At 37.6% G+C, this 15,458-nt stretch carries 14 protein-coding genes; 2 read left to right on the top strand and 12 right to left on the bottom strand.

What is annotated here, in order from left to right:
* Window positions 1-126: 126 nt before the first annotated feature.
* The 4 genes from D9782_RS10020 to D9782_RS10005 form a co-directional block, all read right to left on the bottom strand.
* The gene (locus tag D9782_RS10020; protein ID WP_121604680.1) at window positions 127-1,308 is read right to left on the bottom strand and encodes a bis-aminopropyl spermidine synthase family protein; all 1,182 of its coding nucleotides are present in this window, start codon (window positions 1,306-1,308) and stop codon (window positions 127-129) included.
* A gap of 805 nt (window positions 1,309-2,113) precedes the next feature.
* Entirely contained in the window at window positions 2,114-2,758 is a 645-nt protein-coding gene (locus tag D9782_RS10015) for a peptidylprolyl isomerase (RefSeq protein ID WP_026679984.1), read from the bottom strand.
* A gap of 579 nt (window positions 2,759-3,337) precedes the next feature.
* Window positions 3,338-3,589, bottom strand: coding sequence for a GlsB/YeaQ/YmgE family stress response membrane protein (locus D9782_RS10010; protein ID WP_026679985.1), 252 nt, complete (start codon window positions 3,587-3,589; stop codon window positions 3,338-3,340).
* 206 nt (window positions 3,590-3,795) lie between these two features.
* Window positions 3,796-5,973 (bottom strand): malate synthase G, encoded by a 2,178-nt coding sequence (locus D9782_RS10005; protein WP_121604679.1) that lies wholly within the window; start codon window positions 5,971-5,973, stop codon window positions 3,796-3,798.
* 157 nt (window positions 5,974-6,130) lie between these two features.
* Between D9782_RS10005 and D9782_RS10000 the strand changes: the two genes are divergently transcribed.
* Window positions 6,131-7,015: a LysR family transcriptional regulator gene (locus tag D9782_RS10000; protein ID WP_026679987.1), complete on the top strand. Its 885-nt coding sequence runs from the start codon at window positions 6,131-6,133 to the stop codon at window positions 7,013-7,015.
* A 245-nt stretch (window positions 7,016-7,260) separates the two neighbouring features.
* Here the strand turns inward: D9782_RS10000 and D9782_RS09995 are convergent, their stop codons facing one another.
* Complete coding sequence (locus D9782_RS09995) at window positions 7,261-8,607, bottom strand: IS4 family transposase (RefSeq protein WP_121604678.1); 1,347 nt, start codon at window positions 8,605-8,607, stop codon at window positions 7,261-7,263.
* A gap of 759 nt (window positions 8,608-9,366) precedes the next feature.
* Here D9782_RS09995 and D9782_RS09990 point away from each other — a divergent pair.
* Window positions 9,367-9,675 (top strand): hypothetical protein, encoded by a 309-nt coding sequence (locus tag D9782_RS09990; protein ID WP_051388252.1) that lies wholly within the window; start codon window positions 9,367-9,369, stop codon window positions 9,673-9,675.
* A gap of 338 nt (window positions 9,676-10,013) precedes the next feature.
* On the opposite strand, the gene D9782_RS09985 is transcribed toward D9782_RS09990, so the two are convergent.
* The 7 genes from D9782_RS09985 to D9782_RS09955 all read right to left on the bottom strand — a co-directional run bounded on the left by D9782_RS09985 (window position 10,014) and on the right by D9782_RS09955 (window position 15,458).
* Window positions 10,014-10,208 carry a DUF4177 domain-containing protein gene (locus tag D9782_RS09985; protein WP_026679989.1) on the bottom strand — a complete coding sequence of 65 codons (195 nt, stop codon included), beginning with the start codon at window positions 10,206-10,208 and terminating at the stop codon, window positions 10,014-10,016.
* Window positions 10,209-10,301: 93 nt separating this feature from the next.
* Window positions 10,302-10,520 carry a helix-turn-helix domain-containing protein gene (locus D9782_RS09980; protein WP_026679990.1) on the bottom strand — a complete coding sequence of 73 codons (219 nt, stop codon included), beginning with the start codon at window positions 10,518-10,520 and terminating at the stop codon, window positions 10,302-10,304.
* Between the two features lie 9 nt (window positions 10,521-10,529).
* Window positions 10,530-11,006 carry a DUF2975 domain-containing protein gene (locus D9782_RS09975; RefSeq protein WP_026679991.1) on the bottom strand — a complete coding sequence of 159 codons (477 nt, stop codon included), beginning with the start codon at window positions 11,004-11,006 and terminating at the stop codon, window positions 10,530-10,532.
* Between the two features lie 533 nt (window positions 11,007-11,539).
* The gene (locus D9782_RS09970; RefSeq protein WP_121603973.1) at window positions 11,540-11,755 is read right to left on the bottom strand and encodes a hypothetical protein; all 216 of its coding nucleotides are present in this window, start codon (window positions 11,753-11,755) and stop codon (window positions 11,540-11,542) included.
* Between the two features lie 356 nt (window positions 11,756-12,111).
* Window positions 12,112-12,327, bottom strand: a complete 216-nt coding sequence (locus tag D9782_RS09965) for a hypothetical protein (RefSeq protein ID WP_121604677.1) — start codon at window positions 12,325-12,327, stop codon at window positions 12,112-12,114.
* A gap of 372 nt (window positions 12,328-12,699) precedes the next feature.
* Window positions 12,700-13,455: a metallophosphoesterase family protein gene (locus tag D9782_RS09960; RefSeq protein ID WP_121604676.1), complete on the bottom strand. Its 756-nt coding sequence runs from the start codon at window positions 13,453-13,455 to the stop codon at window positions 12,700-12,702.
* A gap of 176 nt (window positions 13,456-13,631) precedes the next feature.
* Entirely contained in the window at window positions 13,632-15,458 is a 1,827-nt protein-coding gene (locus tag D9782_RS09955) for a YhgE/Pip domain-containing protein (protein WP_121604675.1), read from the bottom strand.

Below are 15,458 nucleotides of genomic sequence, written 5' to 3'. Positions count from 1 at the left end.
CTTTAACTTTATCAGAAGGTATCCTTTTTGCGTATATAAATATTGAAAAAAGTAAAAAAAGTGATACGCCCTAAATTGGCGTACCACTTTTTTCAGTTACTGGGTTTTGTCCCAGCCCCATCATAATTACCTTTTCTTCGTCACCTTTCCTTTTAAAATAAATATTCCGTTGCTAGAATTACAGTTCGGACAACCTTCCTGTTTTAGCTGTTCAATTGTTTTGTATCTCCCTGTATACCCTACACGATATTTTTCTCCACAATGCTTGCAGCTATAGATACGTTCTGACTGCTTCAACTCTCCAGTATAGATGGGATCTGTATAAAAAGTACGCCAGTTATCTGCAATATGTGTAGCTGCTGTCGTTTTTAAAATAAGCATTTGGCTCTGGTTTGCTATCATTTGAGCACCCACATAGGAATTAAAATTTGGATATGTGGCAACAATACTCAATCCCATTTGAACAAACAAACGATTCATTTCTAACATAAATTCGGGTGACTTATGTGCAAAAGATAAAAAGATTTGCCGTCCTTGGTTACTTTTCAATGCTTGGATACCTCTAGCTAGGAATAACCCCAGTCCGTTTAGCGTATAAGGTGGATCTGTAAAAAAGCAATCGTATGACGCTACATACGTTTTGCCTAACGGGTACCGCATATCATGCTCTATACATGTGATTGGTAAGCCTTCTTTTTCTGTGAAATCACTGATGAATTGAAGAAAGCGACAATCAATATCCATTACATGAATAACCGTTCTAAATCTTTGCTTCGCAGGAAATAATTTCTTTAATAGCAAGCCAATTGATATACTAACTAAATCATCATCTCCAATACATAAGATACGTTTACCAATTAAAGCATGCTCTTTTAGACAGAGAATGGCTCGACGTAAACTAGTTTCAGCTGTACATTGTGATTGATCTAACTGTACGTCAACCTGCGGACGCTCAGCAAATAATTGATTTAACACAGCAAGGACGTCCTGACATTCGTCTAACCAATTAGCTTCGATCGATATAAGTTTATGATATAACGTTTTGTTTAATCCCTGAAAATCCAGCTCCTGTTCTACCAATATATTTCCTTTCACTGTACAGCGTACACCACGATCTTGCTTTAATATTTCCTTCTTCATCAATTCTTTTTTTACGGCGACAGTTACTGGTACTGGAAGGTGAACCCTTCTCGCTAAATTCTTTGTAGAAATCCCCGGCGCTACATAACATTCTCTGATTACTTGTTCGATAACAGCTGTACCTTCTTCTAAATCAAGTTTGGCACCTACCTGTTCGATAATATCCATTATAATAATACCTCCATATTTCCATTCTATTTTCACTCCTCTTCAAATAACTCTTAAAAACATTCATTACTTATTCCTCCCTTTTCATTTAGAAAGCTTAGCTAATCGTCAAGATCTAACGGCGATAGCCCTCGCTAGCATTCACACTGATTTCTAGATTTTTTCAGTGTAAAAAAAAGACGGCAAATGAACATGGTCATTTGCCGTCTACTAGCCCTATACCAAAGAAGCATGATTCATAAGAACTTCCAATAAAAGTCCATTCTACGAATCACCTAGCACGATTGAAGCGATTAAAAAAACCCGCACTTGAACAGCACGGGTTTTTACACTTCTTCACGTAGGATTCTAAAGACATGATTAACCGTTGTTCATTACTAATTCAGAAGGTTAGAGAAGCCCATTTCAAATAAACATTCGTATTGTCTACAAATGACCATTTTTGAACTCTAAAACCTTATTAAGTTACTGAATTAGTTGAACACACCTGTTACCATGTAATTATCTCCTCTTTATATAGGGTTGAAATCAGCATATCACACATTAGTGGGGATCACAATATATTTTTAACATGCTAATAAAAACTGTAGTTGCGCTTGAGAACTTCTCCTACCCAATCACATTGTACTAGTCTTTGTATCCTCCACTAATTGTACGTACCACAAGGGTATGATTTTAAAGGCCTTTGAACCAATTGGACATTTACTGACAATCAATCCCACACTCACCTATATTGGTTTCTCTTCATTGCTAGAAGTGGGGGGGTTAACTTCCAGTTATATGTGGGATGAAGCTCAAAAAATGATTATTCAACTTTATCAGGTTTTGGATATTCATACCCTTTCGTATCAACTTCTACCTTCTGCATTTTTTGTTCTTCAGCTGCAGACACAATCTCGTCTGTTACCTCCAATCCTTCTGTTACTTTACCGAATGCTGCATACTCACCATCCAAATGTGGCGAATCGGCAACCGTAATAAAGAATTGTGAGCCTGCTGAGTTAGGATCAACCGATCTAGCCATAGAAATTACGCCACGCTCATGTTTAAGCTCATTTTTAAAATCATTGGAACTAAATTCTCCCTCTATGGAATAACCTGGACCACCAGCTCCCGTTCCTTCTGGATCGCCGCCTTGAATCATAAAATCAGGCATGACCCGATGAAATATCAATCCATCATAAAACCCTTCCTCTGTTAACGCTATGAAATTCGCTACCGTATTTGGCGCGATCTCAGGATATAATTCAAGCTTTATCTTTTGATCATTTTCCATCGTTATCGTTACAATCGGATTTTCTTCCACATCATTTGGATAGTCACTGCTTCCCTTGCCATTACCTGCTTCTCCCTTATCTGCACTACTCCCACAGCCAGCTAGAACGATTATGATGGCAAAAAAGAGCAGAGGGAGAAGCTGAAGCGTATTCATTCTTTGTTTTTTTCTCATTTCTTATTCCCCTTGGTTAGTAAGATTTCTTGTCCGTATTATAGCATGAAGGAGATGGGTCTATTTTCTTAATCTTCTACTTTTTTATTCCACACCTAACAAATAACGAGAATAAAGAGGTTAAACGAATGATCATATCAAAAGCTAAATAATTATGTAATTCTTTATCCATTATGAAATATAAAATACTTTTATCATACAAGTACGCTGCAAATCAACATTGGCTTAGCAGAGTAAATCCTCGGACTCATGTTATTCCCGCATGATTCTTCTACTAGCATTGTATTTATCCATTCCCGTTGGAATCATCATCAGTTCTAAATGTGAACGATAAAAAACCAAACTACGATCCGGACATAGCTTTGTATGCTTGGATTATAGTTTGGTATTCCATTTTTTGTCTCGCCACCATTATAACTTTACTGCAATTACAAGAACAACTCAGTATTCTTCCACGTAATACTCCTCACCCAGACGATTCCGTAATCTTATTATAAAGTCTTCATAGATGGCTTTTATTCTCCTGTTACATTAGTTATCTACATGAACATTTGGTTATCCTACTATATTTATTCATTTTTATGTTTGTCGCATACTTTTCATAATGAAGCTTACGATTAAGATTAAAACAATCGCTCCAATTAAAGCAGGGATGATGAAAAATCCGCCCATTTCTGGCCCCCACTCACCTAGGATTAGTGAACCAAGCCATGCGCCAATAAATCCTGCTATAATATTTCCAATAACCCCTCCCGGGATATCACGACCAACAATAAGACTTGCCAGCCAGCCAAGAATACCACCAATAATTAATGACCAAATAAAACCCATATTGATTTCCTCCTAAAGATGTTTTGTTTCTAGGTATAGGAATAGCTTTCCCAAAATGTATGGTTTTAAACAATCATAGAAATGAAGCAATATCAGTAATTATCACATTAACTATTTGCTACTTGATAAACCTCAAGCAGAGGTGCTCCTGTTAACTAACAATGGTTTACCTTCTATCAACATAACTGGAAATCGATCATTTCTTGTCAACTTTTCACATGGTACTTTTCTTTTGCTTCTAGTCGGCGTCGATGAAGAATTGGTTCTGTATATCCACTTGGCTGTGATTTCCCCTGCAATACAAGATCGCATGCTGCTTGAAAAGCAACGGACTCGTTAAAGTTAGGAGCCATATTGCGATATGCAGGATCACTCGCATTTTGCTTATCAACAATTCTTGCCATTCGCTTTAACGTATTAATTAGTTGCTCTTTGCTGCAAATTCCATGATGAAGCCAGTTCGTCAGCATTTGACTAGATATGCGGAGTGTTGCACGATCTTCCATCAATGCAACATCATTAATATCTGGAACCTTCGAGCAGCCAACTCCTTGTTCTACCCAACGAACAACATAGCCAAGTAATGTTTGGGCACTATTATCAAGCTCCTCCTGTATTTCTTCAGCTGACCAATTTTCATGTTTAGCAATTGGTATCTGTAAAATATCAGCTTGGTAATCCTTTGTCTCTTTTTCAATTTCCGCCTGCACGTCCGTGACGTTTATTTCATGATAATGTAGCGCGTGAAGCGTTGCAGCCGTTGGTGATGGAACCCAAGCAGTATTCCCGCCAGCCTGTAGATGTTCAATTTTCTGCGCTAGCATATCTGCCATCAAATCTGGCATTGCCCACATACCTTTACCAATTTGTGCTCTTCCTTTCATTCCAGTTCTTAAACCAGTATGGACATTATTTTTTTCATAACCATTTAACCATGAAGAAGTCTTCATTTCTCCTTTTCGAATCATGGGGCCGGCTTCCATGGACGTATGGATTTCATCTCCAGTACGATCTAGAAAGCCGGTATTAATAAACACAATTCTATCTTTAACTTCATAAATGCAATTTTTTAAATTAAGCGTTGTCCGGCGTTCTTCATCCATGATACCGATTTTTAGTGTATACCGGGGCATATCAAGCATATCTTCTACTCGATTGAATAGTTCATTCGCAAATGCTACTTCTTTGGAACCATGCATTTTCGGCTTCACAATATACACGGACCCTTTTTGCGAGTTTTGGTATGGACTATTACCCAATAGATCATGCTTCGCCATCAAGCTTGTGAACACGCAATCCATGATTCCCTCTGGAATTTCTTTTCCAAATTCATCAATAATTGCATTCGTTGTCATTAGATGTCCAACATTTCGGACAAACATAAGTACGCGACCAGAAAGTGTAATTTCCTCTCCATTCAATCCAATATAATTACGATCTGCATGTAATGTACGTGTTACTTTCTTACCATTCTTTGTGAAGGTCGATGATAAGTTACCACGATTCAATCCTAGCCAATTCCTGTAAACAAGTGTTTTATCTGTTGCATCAACAGCCGCAACAGAATCTTCACAGTCCATAATACAGGAGGTTGCAGATTCGATAAGTACATCCTTCACCCCTGCTTTATCCACTGTACCGATAGCATGTGTACGGTCAATTTGAATTTCGAAATGTAAGCCATTATTACAAAATAACAGCGCATGTGGATTTTCTGTAAAGCCTTGATAACCGACAAACTTCGTAGCGTCTTTTAGGCTAGTTGTCGTTCCGTCATCAAGTGATACGTTTAATTTCCCATTCACAATAGCGTATTTCGTTGCTGATTTATGTGAGGCATCCATAAGCGGTGTTTGTTTATCTAAAAAATCTTTGGCAAAAGCAATTACCTTTTCTCCACGTATCGGATTATATGCCCCTATACGATCTGCTCCATTTTCTTCATTTATCACATCGGTTCCATATAAAGCATCATAGAGAGATCCCCAACGGGCATTAGCTGCATTAATAGCATAACGAGCGTTATCAATTGGAACGACAAGCTGCGGTCCAGCTTGCTTTGTAATTACATCATCGATATTTTTAGTTCCAATTGTAAAATCAGCAACTGGACTCTCTATATATTCAATTCCCTTTAAAAACGCTTGATATGCCTGAAAGTCAACTACATCATTAGCTTTATGCCAAGCATTGATCTTTTCTTGGAACGCATCACGATCCGCTAATAATGCTTTATTCTTTGGAGCTAAATCAGTAACGAGTTGTGCGAAGTCCTTCCAAAATGTTGGTTCACTAAGTCCTGTTTCTGGCAACGCTTCTGATTGAACAAACTCATAAAGTTCCTTGGAAATTTGTAGGGTTCCTACTTTCACATATTCTGTCATAGCTATTCCTCCTCTTCCATTCTTCCTTGCTATTATTTTAATCGGAGTAGCGTAGAAACAAAAATATATGTTTTGCATGAGCATTATTCCTTTTGGCTATAGCTTGCAGTATAATAAAAAACAGTAACACATTCTCTTGGTTAAAGGGGGAGATAAGATGGACATAAGGCATGTCGAATACTTTGCAGAGGTTGCGAAACAACGAAACTTCACGAAAGCCGCTACTGTACTTCATATATCTCAGCCTTCATTAAGTAAAACCATTAAAAATTTGGAAAATGAACTGGGCGCTCCATTATTCGACCGCGGGGCAAAGCAGCTTGAGCTAACAGATGCAGGACGTGCTTTTCTTGTTAATGCAATGAATGTACTTGATGCATTTGATAACTTAACTGCAGAACTTAATGACGTTATTCATTTAAAAAAGGGAGAAATCAAAATTGGAATACCTCCGATTATAGGTGCTGCTTTCTTTTCCAAACTAATTAGCAACTATAAGGAAGCACACCCAACCTTTGATATGACGTTGCATGAGGTTGGCAGTAACAGCATTAAACAAGGAGTTAGAGAGGGAGAGCTTGATATTGGCTTAATTTGTAATATCCCTATTAAAAATGAAAGCTTTGAAATCATTCAGCTACTAAAGGATCCGTTAATGCTTATTGTTCATACTGATAATCCAATAGCAAATGAAGCGTCGATTGATTTTGCCGCTATTGAAAAAGAACCCTTTATCTTATATCGAAATGATTTTTCTCTCCATGACAGGATTATGGAAGCGTGTAGTAACCACGGCTTTCAACCAACAATCGTCTGTGAGAGCTCACAAAAAGACTTCATGATTGAAATGGTAGAAGCGAAATTAGGAGTTGCGCTGTTACCAAGTAAAATATGCGGTCAAATAAATAGTCGTAGTATTACTGCAATTCCTTTCACAAACCCTATCGTACACCTAGAGCTAGGGATGATTTGGAAAAAGCATAAATATTTGCCCTACGCCGTCAGAGAGTTTATTGCTATGTCGGAAAACTTTATTTACTAATAAAACAGATGAAAATTCGACGAGGCTGGGGCAAAACACAACTTCTTTACTCAAAATACGAATGATCAGGTTTATTAATAGGAGTATCATCGCCGCACCGTGAAAATATACGTGCTTTCCGCGGGCACGGCACATAGCCGTCAAGCTAATAAAAAAGTAGTATGGTGCAATGAAAATATAAACATATTTTTCCAGTTTAATCCGTATTCTTTTATGGGTACTTGTTTTCTTTTTTACACTGTTACTTACGCGGCACGGAAATGTACTTTATACGCAATGTTTAAGACATCAAAAGGACTTTTATGCTGACAACGATGATCTTTCCTTCCATGCCGGTATATGTTCTGGTAAATATTATCGATGAGAGCTTTCAAGGAAGAAAGGTGATAGAGTGAATACCCTTTCGTCTCTACTATTGCGTTTCTCGCATGATTGATACATTTGTACTCACTTCCTTCTAGTTGATACCTTTCGTAAAGGCAGTAACGGCACTGAAAAGCAATCATCAAAGAAAGAAGAATATGAATTAAAGTCCCATACAAATGACAGTAAAAGCGGTCGGTATTCATTGCCTGCACATCATCAATTTCAAATAACGATTTCCATGTTTTAAAGAGTATCTCCACTTGCCAACGCAAGGAATAGATAGGATACAAGGTTTGCTCATCCATTTCTTCTTGTGTTATATTGGTAGCAAGAATTTGGATATGATTCTTCTTGTTGGCGGATTGGGTATGCCCCCCTTTCCGTCTTCTTTCTTTTAAATAGGTATCTCTCTGTTTTTGTTGCTCTTCGGTTAATCGTTGTACGACTACACGTGCATGAAATGTATTTTTTCCCTTAACTCCTAATTGAATGAACCCATAATCCTGTATCTCTCCTGGAGCTAGATGCATGGCATCTTCTTCAGGCTTTATTTGGATTCTTCGTTGCTTGTCATCCAATGTCCAATAGGTCATATTGGCAGGAACACGAGTAATATAATAGGCTCCTGCTCGATCTATTTTTTTAAAGTGATCTCCTGAGAAATAGCCGAGGTCACGCAAGATAAGGTCCTCTTCTCCTATTGTATCTGCCAATTCTTCAGCTGCATCGTGATCACTGTCTCTTGGTCCATAGAACAACGTATGCAAAAAATTCCCTTGATACAGCTCATATTCTAATTGTATTTTCACTCCATCCCAATAACTCGCGGTGTTCTTTTTTACTTGAAAGGATGTGCCATCCAAGATACGGATCCGAGAAAAAGGATAATCAGATGGAGATGGTAACGATAACATCTGTTGTTTTTCCGCTAACCGCATAAAAACTTGTTTTAAAAAAGCCACTCCTTTCTCGTCTAATCGTTGATGTAAGGCTTGTTTAGATATGGATATTTCTGATTCACGAGAAAGGGAGGCACAGAGCTGTCCTAGCCCCTCCGTACCAACTTTTTCATGTAAGAAGGCACATATACTTAAGAAATCTTCCGGCATTATCTTCTTCAATCGTTGTACAAAACCTGATTCCCGAGCAACATTGCGAAGTTCAGAAATAGATAAAATATCGTGCACACTCTTTACAAACGAGTCAAAATGATATTGCTTAGCCATACGTAATCCCTCCAAATTATTCCATTTATAATGTCAGAATAACGAATAACTTTATGGTTTTTAAAATATCCTGCTTAACTTGACGGCTATGGGGCGCGGCATCAGCTAACTTGGTAAAGAAAAACACGTTACCACGTGGGTCTTCGGACTCGTGCTGTTCCCGCTGGATAAGGAAGGCTTCGGCAGCAATACATCGCACGTAGAAAAAGCATTCTTCTTTTTCAAGGAGTCTCGCTTATTTCAGCTATTAAATGAATGATTCTGATCAAAAAACGAACGATAATTAATTTCTTTGTCTCAGTCTCTTGGTAATGTCGGAGACTCCAATAAATATCTGTTTGATTGTCACAATAAAGCTTTCTAGACAGCATTCATTTACAATCCTGTCGAGTTTATGCTTATCATTGGAACAAATTATTGAAAATGACTATCCCAATGTGTAGTTAGCAGAACAGACTTATCTGGAGTAAATTCATTTTCTCCCAAAACGGCTTGATGCATAAGATCATTAACTAATTTCAAACGTCTCTTTGTACAAAATCCATCCCAATCCAAAGCCAATGATATGTTTCATTCTCTATAGCGTCTAATAACGTAATAACTATCTCCAGGAAGAAACCTTCATCGGAATTTCTCTTCCTATCGATTTACCCCTCATCTTACCCAGAGTAAAAAGAACGGTAATAGTTAGAAAAATATGTATGGGTCTCGTATTTCCGTAAATACTGAAGATACAAACTGTAAGAAGGTGGTAGTATTGTGAAAATACTAATTCTATTAGGTAGCGCTATCTTACCAACTATTTTGTACTTTTCTCAAAAATCTAATAAACGGTTCGAAATTGTATTTAATCTTTGTGCGTTGCTGTCTCTAGTTGTTTTTGGAAATATCCTTGCATTGTCTATTTATAACGTAATAAAAAATAACACTGTATTAATGACAGATATTCACGCCATTTTATTAAACCCCTTCTTTTTAATTACTGGTGCTTACCTTGGCATATATTTGATATACATGCTACTAAAGACGATTGGAATAAGTAGGGGAAATAACGACCATATCAATTAAGGTGTATAGGATTAATACATCGACTACAAAAATACCTTACATTGTTTTACATATCTATTTCATGATAAAAACCTTAGACAAGAGCTCCTATTTCCGCTTGATCATGTGATAATCCAAAAATGTGGGTACACCAGCTAATACAAAAGGAGATACTATCTGATACGAGTTCATTTATCCCCCAATTTGTTCTTTTTTGATTTACAAAATATGCATAATGACAAATTCAATCTTGGTTATTCCAAGAATTTTTAAAACACCAATCAAAATATTTTAATTTCCACTGTAAAATCCCCTACTATGCTCAGGGATTTTTTGACAGAAGGCGATATTAATAAATTTTACGCCCTTCGCTTAAATACGATTTGGTTAAAGTTAACCGATACTTCTCCACCGAATCCACCCACTTGAGGAATGATATTCACTAGCTCCCAGCCTTCATTACCAAACTTATTTAACTTCTCTTCCAACTCCTCACAATCTGCAGATGTAATTCCTAAGGTCCATGTTTCAACTGCATACTCCCACTTTTCCAAATCGATAACCTCCTTATGCTGCAAAAAGCATTTTATACCTTATACGAATAGTAGGTACAGAGGTTTCACCGAATACCAAACCAGATTGCTTACTTATCGGTCACTATCCTCTATTTTATACTCCAGAATGTCACCAGGTTGACAATCTAATGCTTTACAAATCGCATCTAACGTGGATATACGAATCGCTTTTGCTTTCCCATTTTTCAATATCGAAAGGTTAGCCATTGTAATTCCTACTCGATTAGATAGCTCTGTTACACTCATTTTTCTTTTCGCTAACATCACATCAATATTAATTATAATTGCCATATTTCCACCTCATACTGTTAAATCATTTTCTGTTTTGATCGCTAATGCACTACTTAATAATTGCTGCAGGACCGCTGCAAAAACGGATACAACAATGGATGCAAAAATAATTGTAAATGCGATAAGTGCTACTCCAGGGTGAAAAGCATGCTGTGACATAAGGTATAGGGCGCCTATTACATATAAAATACTAATTACCACTGCACAATATTTTATATAGCGTAAGGAAATCACTGATGCCTTCGAGAAGGCATGATGAATTTCAATGTAGTTTAAAATTTTTATAGCTTGATACAAAGCAAAATAAAAAGGTATTGCCGTACTATACAAACCTACTAAAATGGGGTATTGCAAATGACGAAATGCTGGAAATTGCTCTGCGGTATTACTTGCCAACGAAGGTAGCCAAAATACACATAATGTAAGTACAATAATTCCAATAAGGATAACAGCTATTTTTAAAAAAATGGTTGTACCTTTCTTAATCTTCATGAAAGCACCTCACTTATTTATCATTAACAACATAATAATGCAAAATTTATTGTAATTCAATAAATACTTATCATTTTGGATAATTTAATGGAATAAATATAAAAGCATTCCTAATTGACTAGAAATGCTACAAGCTACTTGGTATATCCATTTTCCATTGAAGCTCTATCATTTAGAAAAACAAGTGAAGCTGCTTTACATTAGTTCAAGGATCAACCATAAACACAAAAAGATTATCGGAAACATAAACATGGATGCTATCATCGTTACTTTAGGTCTTTTGAATACATGAAGAAAGTACAAAGGAATGCCAAAAGTAAATACATCCACTAACATCAAGCCAAAAAACTTACTTACCACTCTATCATTGATGGTAACATCCTCCTCATTACTAACTGGTTAGGTGCCCGCTACTTTTGCCCAAACCAAACTTAACAATCTGATTCATAAATACCTAAGAAAAACGGAGCAAAATTCGCTCAGTCCTTATCACTAAATGCTCAGATTTACGCTTCCTCTAGTAGCTATTATGGAATAATAGCTACTGCTTGCTTGACCACCACTCCGGCTGCCCACTTCCCTTTCCGTGGGGTTTGTCCTTCAGCTAACTTTTTTAGCAAAACCCGCTCAAAAAAGTGGATCTTCAGGTCAAACATTTCCCACAGGAGTTGAAGTGGCCGCCCTTCGCTATTATCAGGCTCTACAACGCTAGCATGAAGTAACACAGCTGCTTTTATACTCACGGATAGCGATTTTCACTTTACCCATTGTAAAAAAAGTCAACCTATTACTTATGACAAGAATTGTTGCACCTTCTCATAGCGGAGACTAATTACGTAGACTCCTGCGGGAATTGCGCGAGCCAAAAGTCCACTTTGCAACGTGTTCTTCTTTGCAAAGTTAGTTGAGGCCGTGCCCGCGGAAAGCGAAGTAATTAGTCGGAGCATTGCCAATATACATCAAACATTTCAAAATAACTACTTGGCTTAACGCAATCATTGCACTGATTTTATACTTTCTTAACTTATAAGAAAAACTGAGCAAAATTCGCTCAGTCCTTATCACTAAATGCTCAGATTTACGCTTCCTCTAGTAGCTATTATGGAATAATAGCTACTGCTTGCTTGACCACCACTCCGGCTACCCACTTCCCTTTCCGTGGGGTTTGTCCTTCAGCTAACTTTTTTAGCAAAACCCGCTCAAAAAAGTGGATCTTCAGGTCAAACATTTCCCACAGGAGTTGAAGTGGCCGGCCTTCGCTATTATCAGGCTCTACAACGCTAGCATGAAGTAACACAGCTGCTTTTATACTCACGGATAGCGATTTTCACTTTACCCAGTGTAAAAAAAGTCAACCTATTACTTATGACAAGAATTGGTGCACCTTCTCATAGCGGAGACTAATTACGTAGACTCCTGCGGGAATTGCGCGAGCCGAAAATCCACTTTGCAACGTGTTCTTCTTTGCAAAGTTAGTTGAGGCCGTGCCCGCGGAAAGCGAAGTAATTAGTCGGAGCATTGCCAATATACATCAACCATTTCAAAATAACTACTTGGCTTAACGCAGTCATTGCACTGATTTTATACTTTCTTAACTTTTTAAAAAAAAGCTAGGTACCATAAGATCCAGTTTGTATCTACTGAAATGCCGACCACATTGACGATCATACTTAACTAAGCATGAAAATCAGCGTTTCTTTACCAAGCTTTCTAAGATTTCCATTCCCTTACTCTTTGTCATTACATTCTGAACATATGTGTTAACAAACGCTTGAGCCTGCGGATCATTACTAGCACCTATCTCTTTGGCAGCTGCTTCCTCGTCATATGGCGTACGTCGAAATTCATATCCCTGAGAACTGAGTAAGAGCCAATAAGCACCACGTTCATCTGCAAATGGCATTCCTACACTTCCCGCGTTAAGAATACATAGATCCCCAACCTCTGCCTTAAATTGTATATGTGTGTGTCCACATACTACAATTGGTTCGTTCACATCATTAAAAATGGCTTCGAGGCGTTCCTTTGATGTATGGGGTGTAAATATCTCTTCATCGCTAGTTGGGGTAGCATGACAGAATAAAATATTACCTAACCCCTTAATATAAAGCGTTTTCTTTGTTGGCATTTTAGATAAAAAATCGCGTTGGGAGCTAGTTAGTTGATTGGCGACCCATTGTTGCTTCTCACTACCTTTTTCAGACATATGTTCGAGCGACTCACCGTCAAAGGCCATCACCACTTCTCGATCGCCATTCCCACGAATGTAGCGAGCCTTATCACCCAACTGAATCAAGCGTTCTAACGTTTTTTCTGGCATAGGACCAGAAACAATATCTCCTCCAATGAAAATCAAATCCGGTTGTACCTCTTTAAGCTCGTTCAGCACTGCATTGAGTGCTGGTAAATTCCCATGAATATCATAAAGAGCAGCAATTTTCATTTTAACACTCCTATATCTAGTGTTCTTATATATTTCTACAGTCAGATTGCAGAACCCTCTGTCATTTTTATGTATATTTTTTCTTAACTATTTCATTAATGGAGAGATAAATGTTAGAACAGAGCAGTAGATACAATAGCCTCCCCACTTTTCCAAGTAAGGAGGCTTATTTTCTTTTATCTAAAAAGATCTAAAAATCGTTCCCAAATCCCCTTTTCCTCTTTTACCGGTGCCTCGGTTGTTTCAGGTTCTGGAATTTTAATGCTTTCTGTTTGCAAGACAAATTGAACAACTTCGACATTCTTATTTTGGTCAGATACAAAAGACTTTGGCTCAAAATCGGAGTTATCATATTCCTCCATCATCTCATCTGTCTCTTGTTTAATTTGTCCTGGTAAATCATTCGTCGCCTCCTGTAACTCGTTGGTGCCTTTATGCAGTTCATTTGCACCATCACTGGTTGCAGCGGTTCCTTTTTCCAGTTCTTGTATACCAGTATCTAGCTTTCCGTACGAAGATGCCAGCTTACTTACACCATCTGTATAGCTTAATAGCCCATTATGGAAAGATTGGTATTCGGAAGATAGAGAAGAAAATCCTTCTTGAAGCTGAGCCATGGCATCCATTCCATCCATGTTTTTAAGAGCCTTCTCTAATTCTGATGCCATCGCTTCTAAATTAGCTGCCATTTCCCTTGTGCCGCTAGCAGATTGATTTAGTGAATCTGTCACACTTCCAAATGCGCCTTTAACTGCATTATATGTTTGTTTTGCAGCATTTGCTGCTCTATATGTCTCTACTAATTGATTAACTACTTCCTTATTTGCATTACTTTCATATAACTTGTTTATCTGTGCTTCACTAATATTATAGGAAGGAACATTGGCGATTGCTTCATCCAACTTATGATATGCTTTGCTATAGTTTTCTTTTAACGTGTCAATACCTTGAGCGTTTTTTTTCAAGCCTCCAGCAACTTGACGGAGCCCTGCTGGTAATTCTTGAAGCTGACTAAGATCTAAATTCCCAGTACTCGCTTGAACAGATTTATTTATCTTTTTTATTGCATCCTGAATGGAAGAAGACCCATTAACTAATACGCTAGAGGATTGATCTAGCTCTTTGATACCGCTTCGATATTCACTTGAACCATTACTTATTTCCTTTGCCCCTTGATTGAGTTCATCAATTCCAAGACTTAACTCACCAACACCTGAATTAACTTCACTAATCGCTCCAGCTAAATCCTGCATTTTCCCAGTCATGCCACCGATATCTGGACTTTCAATAGACATGGAATAAGGCGCTGCGTTTATTTCAATTGGCTGCATTTCAAAATTGGTGACATCTGCTGATACAATTACCTCTTCTTCTTGTTCAGGCATTACCGAAAAGGTAATTTGCTTATTTTTACCAGCATTAGCTTCCGTTCCCTCTGGAGCTTGGATGTTATTCGCTTTTGCCGGATCAAGTGTAATGGCAATTTGTAGTATATAATTCTCAAAGAATACAGGATCTACCTCTTCATTTTTTGATGTCGATAATTGGATTTCCAAAGATCCACTTTTTCCAGCTAAATCATTTGGTTCGATTTCTTTTCCATCCAGCAAATAGGTGATAGAAACATCCCATGGCAATGGCTGGTTTTCCATTTTTCCCTGATAATAAAATTCTTCTTCATCTGCTTGAAAATGCACGGTATTATTCTGTTTTTTTTCCATTTCGTGCAAATTACTTAAATTCCTGATAGCTGTATAATCCCCATGATCTATCATTTTTCCTGGCTCTGTTACACGAAATGTATTCACTACATACAAATCCTGCATCATTCCATTTGCATCCATATTTCCATATATGACTTCATCCTTGGAAGAGAACGCTCCATCGTTTTGAGTAGTAGCATCTTCCTTATCTGACTTTTCAGTGGCGAGCGTAACTGGCGGAAAGGAAGCTAATACAAGAATTGCGCTCCATATCACAAGACTTACTTTTTTTGTTCGCAC

Origin of the sequence: Virgibacillus sp. Bac332 (assembly GCF_003667785.1) — a bacterium.
GTDB lineage: Bacteria > Bacillota > Bacilli > Bacillales > Amphibacillaceae > Virgibacillus > Virgibacillus salarius.
The sequence above is the reverse complement of the archived record's forward strand: the minus strand, read 5'-3'. Positions and strand labels throughout refer to the sequence as shown.

Coding starts and splice junctions, on each gene's coding strand:
- D9782_RS10020 (WP_121604680.1), bottom strand. CDS start 1,308: ATGGATATTATCGAACAGGTAGGTGCCAAACTTGATTTAGAAGAAGGT.
- D9782_RS10015 (WP_026679984.1), bottom strand. CDS start 2,758: ATGAGAAAAAAACAAAGAATGAATACGCTTCAGCTTCTCCCTCTGCTC.
- D9782_RS10010 (WP_026679985.1), bottom strand. CDS start 3,589: ATGGGTTTTATTTGGTCATTAATTATTGGTGGTATTCTTGGCTGGCTG.
- D9782_RS10005 (WP_121604679.1), bottom strand. CDS start 5,973: ATGACAGAATATGTGAAAGTAGGAACCCTACAAATTTCCAAGGAACTT.
- D9782_RS10000 (WP_026679987.1), top strand. CDS start 6,131: ATGGACATAAGGCATGTCGAATACTTTGCAGAGGTTGCGAAACAACGA.
- D9782_RS09995 (WP_121604678.1), bottom strand. CDS start 8,607: ATGGCTAAGCAATATCATTTTGACTCGTTTGTAAAGAGTGTGCACGAT.
- D9782_RS09980 (WP_026679990.1), bottom strand. CDS start 10,520: ATGGCAATTATAATTAATATTGATGTGATGTTAGCGAAAAGAAAAATG.
- D9782_RS09960 (WP_121604676.1), bottom strand. CDS start 13,455: ATGAAAATTGCTGCTCTTTATGATATTCATGGGAATTTACCAGCACTC.